This window comes from Leptothrix toolikensis (SeqCode) (assembly GCF_057922285.1).
Genome location: NZ_JBYSVC010000058.1, coordinates 1 through 15,297 on the forward strand (window position 1 = coordinate 1; position 15,297 = coordinate 15,297).

At 63.3% G+C, this 15,297-nt stretch carries 15 protein-coding genes and 1 tRNA gene; 15 read left to right on the plus strand and 1 reads right to left on the minus strand.

The features are described from left to right. The 3 genes from AC3VI7_RS09230 to AC3VI7_RS09240 form a co-directional block, all read left to right on the plus strand. Positions 1-366, plus strand: a 366-nt coding sequence (locus AC3VI7_RS09230) for an ABC transporter ATP-binding protein C-terminal domain-containing protein (RefSeq protein WP_489671475.1), incomplete at its 5' end; no start/stop codon positions are given. Further along, positions 363-1,079, plus strand: coding sequence for an ABC transporter ATP-binding protein (locus AC3VI7_RS09235; RefSeq protein WP_489669634.1), 717 nt, complete (start codon positions 363-365; stop codon positions 1,077-1,079). The genes AC3VI7_RS09230 and AC3VI7_RS09235, both read left to right, overlap by 4 nt. A 103-nt stretch (positions 1,080-1,182) precedes the next feature. Beyond that, positions 1,183-2,163 carry a tetratricopeptide repeat protein gene (locus AC3VI7_RS09240; RefSeq protein ID WP_489669633.1) on the plus strand — a complete coding sequence of 327 codons (981 nt, stop codon included), beginning with the start codon at positions 1,183-1,185 and terminating at the stop codon, positions 2,161-2,163. 66 nt (positions 2,164-2,229) lie between these two features. Here the strand turns inward: AC3VI7_RS09240 and AC3VI7_RS09245 are convergent, their stop codons facing one another. Further along, positions 2,230-3,426, minus strand: coding sequence for an amino acid aminotransferase (locus tag AC3VI7_RS09245; RefSeq protein WP_489669632.1), 1,197 nt, complete (start codon positions 3,424-3,426; stop codon positions 2,230-2,232). Positions 3,427-3,507: 81 nt separating this feature from the next. On the opposite strand from AC3VI7_RS09245, the gene uvrB reads away from it, so the two are divergent. The 12 genes from uvrB to ppdK form a co-directional block, all read left to right on the plus strand. Next, positions 3,508-5,676, plus strand: coding sequence for an excinuclease ABC subunit UvrB (uvrB, locus tag AC3VI7_RS09250; protein ID WP_489669631.1), 2,169 nt, complete (start codon positions 3,508-3,510; stop codon positions 5,674-5,676). After that, a complete protein-coding gene (locus AC3VI7_RS09255) occupies positions 5,673-6,230 on the plus strand; it encodes a low molecular weight protein-tyrosine-phosphatase (RefSeq protein WP_489669630.1) in 558 nt (185 codons plus the stop codon). The genes uvrB and AC3VI7_RS09255 overlap by 4 nt, the downstream gene beginning before the upstream one ends. A gap of 26 nt (positions 6,231-6,256) precedes the next feature. After that, positions 6,257-6,790: a Fe-S cluster assembly transcription factor gene (locus AC3VI7_RS09260; RefSeq protein ID WP_489669629.1), complete on the plus strand. Its 534-nt coding sequence runs from the start codon at positions 6,257-6,259 to the stop codon at positions 6,788-6,790. A gap of 20 nt (positions 6,791-6,810) precedes the next feature. After that, a complete protein-coding gene (locus tag AC3VI7_RS09265) occupies positions 6,811-8,025 on the plus strand; it encodes an IscS subfamily cysteine desulfurase (RefSeq protein ID WP_489669628.1) in 1,215 nt (404 codons plus the stop codon). An 18-nt stretch (positions 8,026-8,043) separates the two neighbouring features. Next, positions 8,044-8,430 (plus strand): Fe-S cluster assembly scaffold IscU, encoded by a 387-nt coding sequence (iscU, locus tag AC3VI7_RS09270; protein WP_369417085.1) that lies wholly within the window; start codon positions 8,044-8,046, stop codon positions 8,428-8,430. Beyond that, positions 8,427-8,747, plus strand: a complete 321-nt coding sequence (iscA, locus tag AC3VI7_RS09275; protein WP_369419425.1) for an iron-sulfur cluster assembly protein IscA — start codon at positions 8,427-8,429, stop codon at positions 8,745-8,747. Before iscU ends, iscA begins: the two co-directional genes overlap by 4 nt. An 11-nt stretch (positions 8,748-8,758) precedes the next feature. Next, on the plus strand, positions 8,759-9,286 hold the full coding sequence (gene hscB, locus AC3VI7_RS09280) for a Fe-S protein assembly co-chaperone HscB (RefSeq protein ID WP_489669627.1): 528 nt from the start codon (positions 8,759-8,761) through the stop codon (positions 9,284-9,286). Positions 9,287-9,292: 6 nt separating this feature from the next. Then, positions 9,293-11,158, plus strand: coding sequence for a Fe-S protein assembly chaperone HscA (hscA, locus tag AC3VI7_RS09285; RefSeq protein WP_489669626.1), 1,866 nt, complete (start codon positions 9,293-9,295; stop codon positions 11,156-11,158). Positions 11,159-11,174: 16 nt separating this feature from the next. Then, positions 11,175-11,513, plus strand: coding sequence for an ISC system 2Fe-2S type ferredoxin (gene fdx, locus AC3VI7_RS09290; protein WP_369419422.1), 339 nt, complete (start codon positions 11,175-11,177; stop codon positions 11,511-11,513). A gap of 1 nt (position 11,514) precedes the next feature. Then, on the plus strand, positions 11,515-12,228 hold the full coding sequence (gene dnaQ, locus AC3VI7_RS09295; RefSeq protein ID WP_489669625.1) for a DNA polymerase III subunit epsilon: 714 nt from the start codon (positions 11,515-11,517) through the stop codon (positions 12,226-12,228). Between the two features lie 46 nt (positions 12,229-12,274). After that, a tRNA-Val gene (locus AC3VI7_RS09300) sits at positions 12,275-12,349 on the plus strand. A gap of 130 nt (positions 12,350-12,479) precedes the next feature. Next, on the plus strand, positions 12,480-15,297 hold a 2,818-nt coding region (ppdK, locus tag AC3VI7_RS09305), incomplete at its 3' end, for a pyruvate, phosphate dikinase (RefSeq protein ID WP_489671476.1).

A 15,297-nucleotide genomic window follows, 5' to 3' on the forward strand; every position in this document is an offset into this window, starting at 1 on the left:
CGCGCTTTGCTGGCGCACGTGGGCATCGAGCATCTGGCTGATTACAAAGCCCGCACCTTGAGTTATGGCGATCAGCGGCGGCTGGAGATTGCTCGCGCCTTGGCCACCGAGCCGCTTTTGCTGGCGCTGGACGAGCCCGCAGCGGGCATGAACGCCACCGAAAAAGTCGTGCTGCGCCAGTTGATCGACACCATCCGCCGCGATGGCTGCACCGTGTTGCTGATCGAGCACGACGTCAAATTGGTGATGGGCCTGTGTGACCGGGTCACGGTGCTCGATCAAGGCCGACGCATCGCCGCAGGCACCCCGCAAGAGGTGCAACGCGACCCGGCGGTGATCGCCGCTTACTTGGGGCCCGCCCGATGACCACCGCTTTGTTGGATGTGCGCGATCTCAAGCTGGCGTATGGCGGCATCCAAGCCGTCAAAGGCGTGTCGTTCACGGTCCACGCCGGCGAGCTGGTGTGCCTGATCGGCGCGAACGGTGCGGGCAAGAGCAGCACGCTCAAGGCGATCACCGCGCTGCATCCGCTGGCGGATGGCGAGGTGCGCTGGCAAGGTCGCAGTCTGGCCGGGCAGGGCGCTTGGGATCTGGCCCGCCAAGGCTTGGTGATGGTGCCCGAGGGGCGCGGCACCCTGACGCGCATGAGCATCGCCGAGAACCTCGCCATGGGCGCGTACCTGCGCCGCGACACCGCCCAGATCAACGCTGATCTTGAGCGCGTCTACACGCTTTTCCCGCGCCTCAAAGAGCGCCGCAGCCAACTGGCTGGCACCTTGAGCGGCGGTGAACAACAGATGCTGGTCATGGGCCGCGCCTTGATGGCCCGCCCCACCTTGCTCCTGCTCGACGAGCCCTCCATGGGCCTGGCCCCGCAAATGGTCGATGCCATCTTCGAGCTGATCGCCCAGATCCACCGCGAAGGCGTTGCCATCCTCCTCGTCGAACAAAACGCCAGCCGCGCCCTGCACCTCGCCTCACGCGGCTACGTCATGGACTCCGGCCTCATCACCCTCACCGGCCCCGCCTCTACCCTCCTCAACGACCCAGCGGTGCAGGCGGCGTATTTAGGGGGGTGAGGATTCCTCCATCCGTTCGGGCTGATCTTGATTTCTCCCCTGCCTGCCCTCATCTTGAGCATTCAAGCTAGCCGAGGGGTTGGCTTTGATGGAGACGAATGTGATGAAACACGGTTGGCGTTCTGGCGTGCGTGCGGTGCTGGGTGGGGCCTTGATCGCGGGGGCGATGGCGGGTGCTGCGACGGGCGCTTGGGCTTTGCCGAAGGTCGAAGAGGTGGCGGCTGAAGTGCATGCTGGTCATTACGACCGGGCCGAAGTGATGATGCGTGACGTGCTGGAGGCCAAGCCCAAAAGCGCGCGGGCGCATTACCTCTATGCCGAAATCTTGGCGCACAACGGGCGGATGGATGAGGCGCGCCGGCATGCGGATCAGGCGGTCCAACTGGATCCGGCGCTCAGCTTCACGCAGCCCGATAAGTTCAAGGCTTTTCGGGCGCGGCTCAACGAGCCGGTGCAACGTCCCCCTGCCACATCCCCAGCGGTGGCGGTATCGCCGCAGCCCATGCAACAGCCTATGCAGCGCATGAATCCGGCCGATACCGGCAGCTCGCATAGCAGCGGCGGTGGCATCCCCAGTTGGGTGTGGGTGCTGGGTCTGGCCGGTTTGGGCTATGGGCTATGGCGCTGGACACGGCGGCCGCAAACAGTGCCGTTCCAAACCTCACCGGCCATGGCTGCGGGCACCATGGGCAGCACCGGCTGGCCGGGCGGTGTGGCGGGCGGAGCAGCTGTTGGCGGCTATCCGCAGCAGCACGGCGGTGCGATGGGTTCAGGCTCGGGCATCAGCACTGGCATGGCGGTGGCGGGCGGGGTGGCGGGTGGCGTGGCGCTGGGCATGTTGGCCGAGCACATGATGCACGGCTCATCCAACGCGGCATCGGCGACATCCAACAACGCATCAGCCACCGATCAAGGCCATGCGGCTGGCGCGTCGAGCGGTTTGTCCGGGGGTGCCGAGCCGGGCTTTTTCAGCCCTTCGGGGCCGGGCTACGCTGAGCCAGAGATCGACTTCGGCACCGGCAACGAATGGGGTGATGACGGCGGTGGCTCGGGCGGCGATGGCGGTGGCGGCGACGGCTGGTAAAGCGGGTAAGGCGGGTCAAGAAAAAGGCCCGCATCAGCGGGCCTTTTAACGTCGGGCGCTGAAAGGTCAGAGCACCGCCTTGATGGCGGCGACCACAGCGTCGATGTTCTTGCTGTTGAGTGCAGCCACGCAGATGCGGCCCGAATCGACCCCGTAGATGCCGAATTCACCGCGCAGACGCACCATCTGGTCCTTGTTCAGGCCGGAGTAGCTGAACATGCCTTGTTGGCGGGTGATGAAGGACAAGTCCTGCGTCACGCCAGCGGCTTGCAGCTTGGCAACCAAGGCGGTGCGCATTTCTTTGATGCGCACGCGCATGGCGGCCAGTTCGGACTCCCACAGCGCGCGCAGCTCAGGCGTGGTCAGCACATTGGCCACGATCTGGGCACCGAAGGTCGGCGGGTTGGAGTAGTTGGTGCGGATGGCGATCTTGAGCTGCGAGAGCACGCGGCCCGTTTCTTCCTTGCTGGTGCAGACCACCGACAGCGCGCCGACGCGCTCACCGTAGAGCGAGAAGCTCTTCGAAAACGAGGTCGAGACGAAGAATTCCAGCCCTGAGGCCAAGAATTGAGCGATGACCTTGCCGTCTTCGGCGATGCCGTCGCCAAAGCCTTGGTAAGCCATGTCGAGGAAGGGCACCAAGCCGCGCGCCTTGATGACGGTGATCACTTCAGCCCACTGTGCGGGCGTGATGTCGTAGCCGGTCGGGTTGTGGCAGCAAGCGTGCAGCACGAGCACGGTGCCAGCGGCAGCGGCGTTCAGCGAAGCCAGCATGCCGGCGAAGTTCACGCCCCGGTTGTCAGCGTCGTAGTAGGCGTAGGTGCCGACCTTGAAGCCGGCGTTGGTGAACAGCGCGCGGTGGTTTTCCCACGATGGGTCGGAGATCAACACCTCCGCGTTCGGGTTGACCTTCTTCAGAAAGTCAGCGCCGATCTTCAGGCCGCCGGTGCCGCCCAAGGCTTGCACGGTGGCGACGCGACCGCTGGTCACGGCTTCGCTGTCGGCACCGAACACCAAGCCTTGCACGGCCTTGTCGTAAGCGGCGATGCCGTCGATCGGCAAGTAGCCCTTCGGCTTGGACGCTTCGAGGAGTTGTTTTTCAGCGGCAGCCACGCAAGCCAGCAGGGGCAGCTTGCCGTTGTCGTCGTAATACACACCCACGCCCAGATTGACCTTGGCAGGATTCGGATCGGCGTTGAACTGTTCATTCAGACCCAAAATCGGGTCGCGCGGGGCCATTTCGACGGAGGAGAAGAGTGTCATGACGATGCTTGTCGAGGTTGATCGAAGGATGGGCGCGGATTTTACCGATCCAACCATGCGGTAGGCTGCTGATCCGGTTTCATGGCGAACAAAGAGAAGGGTTTCAACGTGGCAACAAGCGATGTCGGTGTGAGCGAAGCGCAAGGGCGCTTTGTCAGCTTTGAAGGCTCGCCTTTCCAGCTCTTTCAACCCTACGCCCCAGCGGGGGATCAGCCAGCAGCGATTGATCAGCTGGTCGAGGGGCTTGAGGCCGGGCTGACTTTTCAGACCTTGCTGGGCGTGACCGGCTCGGGCAAGACCTTCACCATGGCCAACGTGATCGCCCGCATGGGTCGGCCAGCGATTGTGTTTGCCCCCAACAAAACCTTGGCCGCGCAGCTGTACGCCGAGTTTCGCGAGTTCTTCCCGAAGAACGCCGTCGAGTATTTCGTCAGCTACTACGACTACTACCAGCCCGAAGCCTACGTGCCGCAGCGCGATCTGTTCATTGAGAAAGACTCGGCCATCAACGAGCACATTGAGCAGATGCGGCTTAGCGCCACCAAAAGCGTGCTGGAGCGGCGCGACACGGTGATCGTCGCGTCAGTCAGCGCAATCTACGGCATCGGCAAGCCCGAGGACTACACCCAGATGCGCTTCATCGTGCGCATTGGGGACCGTGTGGGCCAGCGCGATGTGATCGCACAGCTGGTGCGCATGCAGTACAGCCGCAACGACATCGAGTTCACGCGTGGGGCTTTTCGGGTGCGCGGCGACACCATCGACGTCTTTCCGGCCGAACACTCGGAGTTGGCGATCCGCATCGAGATGTTCGACGACGAGGTTGAAACCCTGTCGCTGTTTGACCCGCTCACCGGCCAGATCCGGCAGAAGATCCCGCGCTTCACCATCTACCCAGCCAGCCATTACGTGACGCCGCGCGAGCAGGTGCTGGCCGCCATGGAGGGCATCAAGCTGGAGCTGCGCGAGCGCTTGGCCGAGTTCGTCGCCCAAGGCAAGCTGGTGGAGGCGCAGCGCATCGAGCAGCGCACCCGCTTTGATTTGGAAATGCTCCAAGAAGTGGGTCACTGCAAAGGCATCGAGAACTACACCCGTCACCTTTCGGGCGCGAAGCCGGGCGATCCACCGCCGACCTTGGTCGATTACATGCCAGCCGATGCGCTGATGTTCTTGGACGAAAGCCATGTGCTGATTGGCCAGTTTGGCGGCATGTACAACGGCGACCGCTCGCGCAAGACCACCTTGGTGGAGTACGGTTTTCGCCTACCCAGCGCGCTCGACAACCGGCCGCTTAAGTTCGACGAATTCGAACGCAAGATGCGCCAAGCGGTGTTTGTCTCGGCCACGCCGGCTGATTACGAAAAGACCCACGCCGGCGCGGTGGTCGAGCAATTGGTGCGGCCCACCGGCTTGGTGGACCCCTTGGTGGAAGTGCGTCCGGCCTTGCACCAAGTGGACGATGTGCTCCAAGAGATTCATCTGCGCGTCAAGGTCGGCGAGCGGGTGTTGATCACCACCTTGACCAAGCGCATGGCCGAGCAGCTCACCGAGTATTTGGGCGAAAACGGTGTCAAGGTGCGCTACTTGCACTCGGACATCGACACCGTTGAGCGCGTCGAGATCCTGCGCGATCTGCGCCTCGGGGCTTTTGATGTGCTGGTGGGCATCAACTTGCTGCGTGAAGGCTTGGATATCCCTGAGGTGTCGCTGGTGGCGATTCTGGACGCCGACAAGGAAGGCTTTTTGCGCAGCGAGCGCAGCCTGATCCAGACCATCGGCCGGGCGGCGCGCAACGTCAACGGCCAAGCGATCCTCTACGCTGACCGCATGACCGAGTCGATGCGCCGCGCCATCGGTGAGACCGAGCGCCGGCGCGAGCGCCAAGTGCTGCACAACGCCGCTCACGGCATCACGCCGCGCGGCATCCGCAAGGAGGTTAAAGAGCTGATCGACGGCGTTTATGCTGCCGACCGACCGAGCGCCAGCGAGGCCCAAGCCGGTCGCTTGGCCTTGGCAGCCGAGGTCGGGGCCTTGTCGGAAAAGGATCTGGGCCGGCGCATCAAGCAGCTGGAAAAGCAGATGCTTGACCACGCGCGCAACCTCGAATTTGAACAAGCTGCCCGGGTGCGCGATCAACTGGCTTTGCTGCGTGAGCAGGCCTTTGGCGCGCCGGGCAGCGATACGGTTTCCCCTCTCACCACCCCGACAACCACTCGGCCCCTCCAGGGCCAAGGCCAAGGTGCTCTATGACGTCCTCCTCTCCGCGCCGCTCGGCGATCAAGTTGCGCATCTTGATGGTGTGCATGGGCAACATTTGCCGCTCACCCACCGCTGAAGCTGTGCTGCGCCACCGGCTGCTGCGCCATGGCTTGACGGATCGGGTTGAGCTGGATTCAGCCGGCACGCAGGCGTATCACGTCGGCAAATCGCCCGACGAGCGCAGCATCGCCCACGCCGCCCGCCGGGGCTATGACCTGTCCACGCTTCAGGCCCGCAAGGTGGTCGATGGCGACTTCGAGACCTTCGATCTGATTCTGGCGATGGACAACGAGAACCTGCGTGACTTGATGGAACGTTGCCCCGAGGAACTCCAAGGCCGTCTCCACCGCTTCATGGATTTCGCCCCCGAGGGCTCGCCCCAGGCCGTACCTGACCCCTATTACGGCGGTGCAGCGGGTTTTGAGCGGGTGCTGGACTTGATCGAGTCGGCCTGCGACGGGTTGATCGCGCGGCTTTATCCTGTTGAGCCCGTGGCGGACCCCGGGTGGGAGGGCTCGGCCGAGGACTCGCCTATAATTGACTAAATCACTCGGGTTCAAGGAGTTCTCTCATGCGACTGACCACCAAAGGACGATTCGCCGTCACGGCGATGATCGATCTGGCCCTGCGCGAGCACAGCGGACCAGTGGCTTTGGCCGCCATCAGCCAGCGCCAGCAGATTTCTCTCTCCTATCTTGAGCAGTTGTTCGGCAAGCTGCGCCGCAACGAACTGGTCGAAAGCACGCGCGGTCCGGGTGGCGGCTATTCCCTGGGGCGCAAGGCCGAGGAAATCACCGTCTCGGACATCATCGTGGCCGTCGATGAAGCCATTGACGCCACCGGCTGCGGCGGCGGCGAGAACTGTATGGGCGATGAAACCGGGCGCTGCATGACGCATGACCTTTGGGCCAGCCTCAACGCCCGCATGCTCGACTACCTCAACTCGATCACCCTCAAGAGCTTGGTCGATGACCAGCTCGCACGCGGCGTGTCGGTCGAAGAGGCGGCGATCAAGCGCGCCATCTCCAGCCAGCCCGTTTTGAAGCCGATCAAGATCACCGCGCCCAATTCCGTCTTTGCCTTGGGCAACATCTTCAACAAGTGATCCCCATTCTTCTGCCGATCATGACTCCTCACTTTCCGATCTATCTCGACTACGGTGCCACCACGCCTTGCGATCCGCGTGTGGTGGACGCCATGATTCCTTGGCTGCGCGAGCACTTTGGCAATCCCGCTTCACGCAGTCACGCTTGGGGTTGGGAAGCCGAGGAGGCGGTGGAAAAGGCCCGGCACGAGGTCGCGGCGTTGATTGGTGCCGATCCGCGCGAAATCGTCTGGACCTCGGGCGCGACCGAATCGAACAACCTCGCCATCAAGGGTGCGGCGCAGTTCTACAAAACACGCGGCAAGCATCTGATCACGGTCAAGACCGAGCACAAAGCGGTGCTCGACACCATGCGTGAGCTGGAGCGCCAAGGCTTCGAGGTGACGTACCTTGATGTGCAAGAAGACGGCTTGCTGAACTTCGATGCGTTCAAAGCGGCGCTGCGACCCGACACCATCTTGGTCTCGGTGATGGCGGTGAACAACGAGATCGGCGTGATCCAAGACATGACGGCCATCGGCACCCTGTGCCGGGAGCGCGGCATTGTCTTCCACGTCGATGCGGCCCAAGCCACCGGCAAGATGGTGATCGACTTGGCCACCTTGCCGGTCGATTTGATGAGCCTGGCCTCGCACAAGACCTACGGCCCCAAGGGCATCGGGGCTTTGTACGTGCGGCGCAAGCCGCGTGTGCGCTTGGAAGCGCAAATGCACGGCGGTGGTCATGAGCGCGGTATGCGCTCGGGCACTTTGCCGGTGCATCAAATCGTCGGCATGGGCGAAGCCTTCCGCATTGCACGTGTTGAGATGGCCTCTGAGCTCGAACGCATCCGTGGGCTGCAAAAGCGTTTGTTCGACGGTTTGGCCGGCATCGAGCAGACCTTCATCAACGGGGACTTGACCCAGCGCGTGCCGCACAACGTCAACATTTCCTTCAATTACGTCGAGGGCGAGTCGCTCATCATGGGCGTGAAGGGCTTGGCGGTATCGTCCGGCTCGGCCTGCACCTCGGCCAGCTTGGAACCCAGCTACGTGCTGCGCGCCTTGGGTCGCAGCGATGAATTAGCGCACTCAAGTTTGCGCATGACGATGGGCCGCTTCACCACCTCGGACGAGATCGATTACGCGATCTCGGTGCTCAAGGATCAGGTGTCGCGGCTGCGCGAACTCTCCCCTCTGTGGGAGATGTATCAGGACGGCGTGGACATCAGCGCCATCCAGTGGGCGGCGCATTAAGCCGCGAAGGAGAACGACATGGCATACAGCGACAAGGTCCTCGACCACTATGAACATCCGCGCAACGTGGGTGGTTTCGACAAGACCGATGAAAACGTGGGCACCGGCATGGTGGGTGCTCCGGCGTGCGGCGACGTGATGAAGCTGCAAATCCGCGTCAATCCGGCCACCGGCTTGATCGAAGACGCCAAGTTCAAAACCTACGGCTGTGGCTCGGCGATTGCTTCAAGCTCGCTCGTCACCGAATGGGTCAAGGGCAAAACCTTGGACCAAGCGTTGACGATCAAGAACACCGCCATCGCTGAAGAGCTGGCGCTGCCCCCGGTGAAGATCCATTGCTCGATCTTGGCTGAGGACGCCATCAAGGCGGCCGTGGACGACTACAAGGCTCGGCACGCCGCATGATCACGCTCACCGATGCCGCCGCCCGGCACGTCACGCGTTACCTCGCCCGTCGGGGCAAGGGCGTGGGCGTGCGTCTCGGGGTCAAGACCACCGGCTGTTCCGGTCTGGCCTACAAGCTGGAATATGCCGATGACGTCGCCCCCGAGGACAAAGTCTTCGAGGATCACGGCGTCAAGATCTTGATCGACCCGAAGAGCCTGCCGTACCTTGACGGCACCGAGCTCGATTTCGTCCGCGAAGGCCTGAACGAAGGTTTCCGTTTCAACAACCCGCGCGAAAAAGATCGTTGCGGTTGCGGTGAATCCTTCCGGGTCTGAGCGTCTGCGCGATGAAACTCGACGACAACGACTTCGATCTGTTGGGCGTGCCTCGGGCCTTCGCCCAAGATCGCGCCAGCCTTGATGCACGCTGGAAGGCGCTGCAAACGGAGGTCCATCCAGATCGTTTTGCCGCCCAAGGGGCTGCCGCGCAGCGCGTGGCCATGCAATGGGCGGTGCGGGTCAACGAGGCCTATCAGCGGCTCAAAGACCCGATCCAGCGCGCCACGCAGTTGTGCTTACTGCATGGCGTCTCGGTGGGCGCTGAAACCAACACCGCCATGCCGGTTGCTTTTTTGATGCAGCAAATGGCTTGGCGCGAAGCCTTGGATGAAGCCGTGCAAGCGCGTGACCACGCCGAGCTCGACCGTTTGGCCGAGGCCGTGGCACAGCAAGAGCGCCAGCTCCAAACCACCTTGGGCGAGGTCATCGACGCCCGCCAAGACTGGTCGGCCGCTGCTGCACAGGTGCGCGCTTGGATGTTTGTGCGCAAATTTGCCGCCGATGTTGATCGGCAGCTTGATCTCTTGGAATCCTGATTCTTCATGGCCTTGTTGCAACTTTCCGAGCCGGGACAGGCGCCGGACCCCCATCAGCGGCGCGTGGCCGTGGGCATTGATTTGGGCACCACCCATTCCTTGGTCGCCTGTGTGCGCCATGGGGTGGCCGAATGTTTGCCGGACGCCGAAGGTCGGGTGATCCTGCCCTCGGCGGTGCGTTATCTGGGCCAAGGTCGGCGCGAGATCGGGGCGGCGGCGTTGGCGGCGCAGGGCGACGACCCGGAAAATACCTTGGTCTCCGTCAAGCGCTTCATGGGGCGCAGCTTGGCCGAGGTGGCTGGGCGCGACAAGTTGCCTTATCGCTTTGTCGATCAACCCGGCATGGTGGCCATCGAGACCCGCGACGGCCTGAAAACCCCGGTCGAAGTCTCGGCCGAGATTTTGGCCACGCTGCGTTACCGGGCTGAAGACACGTTTGTCGATGATCTGTACGGTGCGGTGGTGACGGTGCCGGCTTACTTTGACGACGCTCAGCGCCAGTCCACCAAAGATGCCGCGCGTCTGGCTGGGCTGAACGTGTTGCGCTTGCTCAACGAGCCCACCGCCGCCGCCATCGCTTATGGGCTGGACAATGCGTCCGAAGGGCTTTACGCCGTCTTCGATCTGGGCGGCGGCACCTTCGATATTTCGCTGCTGCGCTTGTCGCGCGGGGTGTTTGAGGTGGTCGGCGTGGGCGGTGACGCGGCGCTGGGCGGCGATGACTACGACGAAGCCTTGGCCCAAGGTCTGCTGACCCAAGCCGGGCTGCCGGCCCTTGAAACCCTGAGCCCTTCGGACAAGCGCCGGCTGCAAACAGCGGCCCGGGCTTGCAAAGAGCGGCTCACCGTGGCCGAGAGTTTTGATTTTGAGCTGGCGCTGCGCGTGGGCACCTTGACGCTCAGCGTGAGCCGGGCGGCGTTTGAAACCTTGACCGCTCCGTTGACCCAGCGCACCGTCAGCTTGCTCAAGCGCGTGTTGCGTGATGCGCGCGTCACGGTGGACGAGGTTCAAGGCGTGGTGATGGTGGGCGGTTCGACCCGCATGCCGCAGGTGCGCCAAGCCGTGGCCAAGGTCTTTGGCCGTGAGCCGCTGACCAATCTGAACCCGGACGAGGTGGTCGCCATCGGCGCAGCCATCCAAGCCAACGCGTTGGCGGGCAACTCGGCCCAAGGCGAATTGCTCTTGCTGGATGTGATTCCGCTCTCCCTTGGCTTGGAAACCATGGGCGGCTTGGTGGAACGCATCATCGAGCGCAACGCCACCTTGCCGGTGGCCAAGGCGCAGGACTTCACCACCTTCAAGGACGGTCAAACCGCGTTGGCGGTGCATGTGGTGCAAGGCGAGCGTGAGCTGGTGAGTGATTGCCGCTCGCTGGCGCGCTTTGAGCTGCGCGGTATCCCGCCGATGGCCGCCGGGGTGGCGCGCATCCGCGTGACCTTCCAAGTCGATGCCGACGGGCTGCTTTCGGTCTTTGCGCGCGAAATGGTCTCAGGCGTCGAAGCCTCCATCGTCGTCAAACCCAGCTACGGGCTGGCCGACGACCAAGTGGCGCAGATGCTGCAAGACGGTTTTGCCTCGGCCGAGAGCGATATGCACTTGCGCGTGCTGCGTGAAGCGCGGGTCGAAGCTGAACGCTTGGTGCTGGCGACCCGCTCGGCCTTGGCCGCTGACGGCGATTTGCTTGACGGCGATGCCCGTGAAGACATCGAGCGCCTCATCGACCGCGCCGAGCAAGCCGCCAAGGGCGAGGTGCCCGAGCCGATGGAGATCGCCACCAAAGCCTTGGCGCTCGGCACCGAAGCCTTTGCAGCTGAGCGCATGAATCGCGGTATTCGCCAAGCCTTGGCTGGGCGCAATATCGACCAAGTTTGAACAGGAACACGGACGCATGACCATCATTCGGATCCTGCCGCATCAGGAATACTGCCCCACTGGTGCCAGCGTGCAGGTGCCCGTTGGCACCTCGATCTGCGAAGCTTTGATTGAAAACGGCATCGCGCTTGAGCACGCCTGCGAGATGAGCTGCGCATGCACCACCTGTCACGTCATCGTGCGCGAAGGCTTTGCCTCGCTGGGTGAGATGGAAGAGACCGAGGAAGATCTGCTCGATCGCGCCTGGGGGCTGGAGCCCAATTCGCGTTTGGCCTGCCAAGCCATCGTCGCCAAGACCGATTTGGTGATCGAGATCCCGCGTTACTCGATCAATCACGCCAAAGAAAAGCACTGAGATGCGACAAGTCTTTCTGGATACCGAAACCACCGGCCTGCACCCGGACCGTGGCGACCGGATCATCGAAATCGGTTGCATCGAGATGGACAACCGCCAGCTCACCGGCCGCACGTTTCACCACTACCTCAACCCCGAGCGGGCCAACCACGAAGACGCGGTCAAGATCCACGGCCTGACCGATGAGTTCTTGGCCGACAAGCTGCTCTTTGCGGCGGTGGTCGATGAGCTGCTCGACTTCGTCGCCGGGGCCGAGATCATCATCCACAACGCGGCTTTCGATCTGGGCTTTCTCAACGCCGAGTTGAAGCGTTTGGGCAAGCCGACGTTTGCCAGCCATACCGGGCCGGTGGTCGATAGCCTGTTGATGGCGCGCGATCAGTTCCCCGGCAAGGCCAACTCGCTCGACGCCCTGTGCAAGCGCTTGGAAGTGGACAGCACCGGCCGGACTTTGCACGGCGCGTTGCTCGACGCCGGTCTGCTGGCCGAGGTGTACCTGCGCATGACGCGCGGCCAAAAAGCCTTGGTCATGGACGACAGCGACGGCCACCACGGCGGTCAAGGTGCGGGCGGGCCCGCCTTGGCAGATTTCAGCGCCTTCACCCTCATCGTCCAACAGCCGACCGAGGCTGAGCGCGTCGCCCACCGCGCGATGGTCGAAGAACTTGATAAATTTTCAAAGGGCAAAGCTCTTTGGCAAAAAATAGCTCTATAATCGCGTTCTCCTGATATCAACGACGTTTATTGCGATGTTGATAAAAGGGCGGTTAGCTCAGCGGTAGAGCACTGCCTTCACACGGCAGGGGTCGCAGGTTCGAACCCTGCACCGCCCACCAGGATCACTTCACGCAGTACTTCCGCCAATCAAGCACCCAGGTTTTCACCTCGGTGCTTTTTTGTTGTCTGTTCGGGCTACGATCAGATTCAACCTGTTGAATCCTTGCTCCCAGACACGGAGGTTTCCCCATGAACACCCCGATCCACGCTCTGCCGCCTTCCGCCCAGCAACCCTCGCATGCACCCAAGTACGTTTACCGCTTTGGGGCTCAAGGCACCGAGGGTGGGGCGGGGATGAAGGATGTGCTGGGGGGCAAAGGGGCCAATTTGGCGGAGATGTGCCGCTTGGGGCTGCCGGTGCCGGCGGGCTTCACGATCAGCACCGAGGCTTGCGCGCTGTTCAACCAACGCTCCCCTCAGCAAGGGCCGGAGGTGCTGCTGGCGAGCATCGAGGCCGAGGTGCGCTCGGGCTTGGCGCATATCGAGGCCGAGATGGGCAAGCGCTTTGGCGATGCCAACGATCCGCTGCTGCTTTCGGTGCGCTCCGGCGCGCGCGCTTCGATGCCGGGGATGATGGACACCATCTTGAACTTGGGGCTGAACGACGCGGCGGTGATCGGGCTCGGTCGCAAGGCCGGCAACGAGCGCTTTGCGTGGGATGCGTACCGGCGCTTTATCCAGATGTACGGCGATGTGGTGATGGGCCTCAAACCCGCCTCCAAAGAAGACAGCGACCCTTTTGAAGTGGTGATCGACCGGGTCAAAGCCCACAAGGGCGTCAAGCTCGATACCGACCTGGACGCCGCTGATCTGCAAGAACTGGTGCAGGGCTTCAAGGCGCTGATCCGCGCGCGCATCGGTCGCGACTTTCCGACCGATCCGTGGGAGCAGTTGCGCGGCGCAGTGCTGGCGGTGTTTGAGAGCTGGCACAACGAGCGGGCGGTGGTTTACCGCCAACTCAACGACATCCCCGCGTCTTGGGGCACGGCGGTGAACGTGCAGGCGATGGTCTTTGGCAACCGGGGCGAGCACAGCGCCACGGGCGTGGCCTTCAGCCGCGACGCGGGCACGGGCGAAGACTTGTTCAACGGCGAATTTCTGGTCAACGCGCAGGGCGAAGACGTGGTGGCCGGTATCCGCACGCCGCAGCAGATCACGCTGATCGGCTCACGCCGCTGGGCTGAGCTTGCGCAGGTGGATGAAGTCGAGCGCCAAGCGCGCTACCCCTCGCTGGAAGAGCTGATGCCGACGATTTTTCAAGCGCTTTTGCAGTTTGAGACTTTGCTGGAGAACCACTTCAAGGACATGCAGGACATGGAGTTCACTATCCAAGAAGGCAAGCTCTGGATGCTCCAAACCCGCAACGGCAAGCGCACCGGCGCGGCCATGGTGCGCATCGCCATGGAGATGCTCGCCCAAGGCCTGATCGATGAGCCCACCGCGTTGTTGCGGGTCACGCCGGATCGACTCAACGATCTGCTGCACCCAGTCTTTGAGCCCGCAGCGCTGCAAGCCGCTCGGCCCATCGCCCGGGGGTTGCCGGCGTCGCCCGGCGCTGCCACCGGACAGGTGGTGTTTTTTGCCGACGAGGCCGAAGCTTGGGCCAAGGGCGAGCGCGGTGATGGTCGGGCTGACGGCAGGGCTGACGGTCGGGCGGTGATTTTGGTGCGCCAAGAAACCTCGCCCGAGGACTTGCGCGGCATGAGCGTGGCCCAAGGCATCCTGACCGCGCGCGGCGGCATGACCTCGCACGCCGCCGTGGTGGCGCGTGGCATGGGCAAGTGCTGCATCTCGGGGGCCGGGGCGGTGCAGGTCGATCTGAAGGCTCGCACCATGCGCATCGGCGCGCTGACGTGGCATGAGGGCGACTGGATCTCGCTCAACGGCTCCACCGGCGAAGTCTTTGACGGGCGCATTCCCACGCGGGCGGTGTTTGAGAGCGATTTGAGCGGTGATCTCGCCGCCCTGATGGCGCTGGCCGATCGTCATCGTCGCTTGGCCGTGCGCGCCAACGCCGACACCCCTCAAGACGCGCTGGTCGCCCGCCGCCTCGGGGCCACGGGCATCGGCCTGTGCCGCACCGAGCACATGTTTTTCCAAGGTGATCGCATCCGGGCGGTGCGCGAAATGATCTTGGCCGACGACGAAGCCGGGCGGCGCAAAGCGTTGGCGCAGTTGCTGCCCATGCAGCGCAGCGATTTTGAAGGGCTCTTTCGCGCCATGGCCGGTCTGCCGGTGACGATCCGCCTGCTGGACCCGCCGCTGCACGAATTCCTGCCGCACGACGAAGCCGGTCAACAAGCCATGGCGCGCCAGATGCGCCTGCCCATCACCCAGATCCGCCAGCGGGTCGAAGCGCTGCATGAATTCAACCCCATGCTCGGCCACCGAGGCTGTCGCTTGGGCATCAGCTTTCCCGAGATCACCGAGATGCAAGCCCGCGCCGTTTTTGAAGCGGCACTCCACGTCCAAGCCGAGGGGCTGGTCGTGGAGCCCGAGGTGATGATTCCGCTGGTGGGCACCTTGCGCGAGTTCAGCCTGCAAGCCGATCTCGTCCACCGCGTGGCCGCACAGGTGTTTGCCGAACAAGGGGCCAAAGTGGCGTATCGCGTCGGCTCCATGATCGAAACCCCACGGGCCGCTTTGGTGGCCGACCGCATCGCCCAAGGGGCCGAGTTTTTCTCCTTTGGCACCAACGATCTGACGCAGATGACGCTGGGTTTTTCACGCGATGACGCTGGCAGCTTCTTGCCGGCCTATTTGCACCACGGCATCTACGAGCACGACCCCTTCCGCTCCATCGACCAAGAAGGCGTCGGCCAACTCGTCGCCCTGGCCGCCCGCCAAGGCCGCGCCACCCGGCCCGATCTCTCGCTGGGTGTCTGCGGCGAACACGGCGGCGACCCCGCCTCCATCACCTTCTTCCACCGCGCCGGCCTCGACTACGTCAGCTGCTCGCCCTTCCGCGTCCCCATCGCCCGTCTGGCCGCAGCACAAGCAGCGGTGA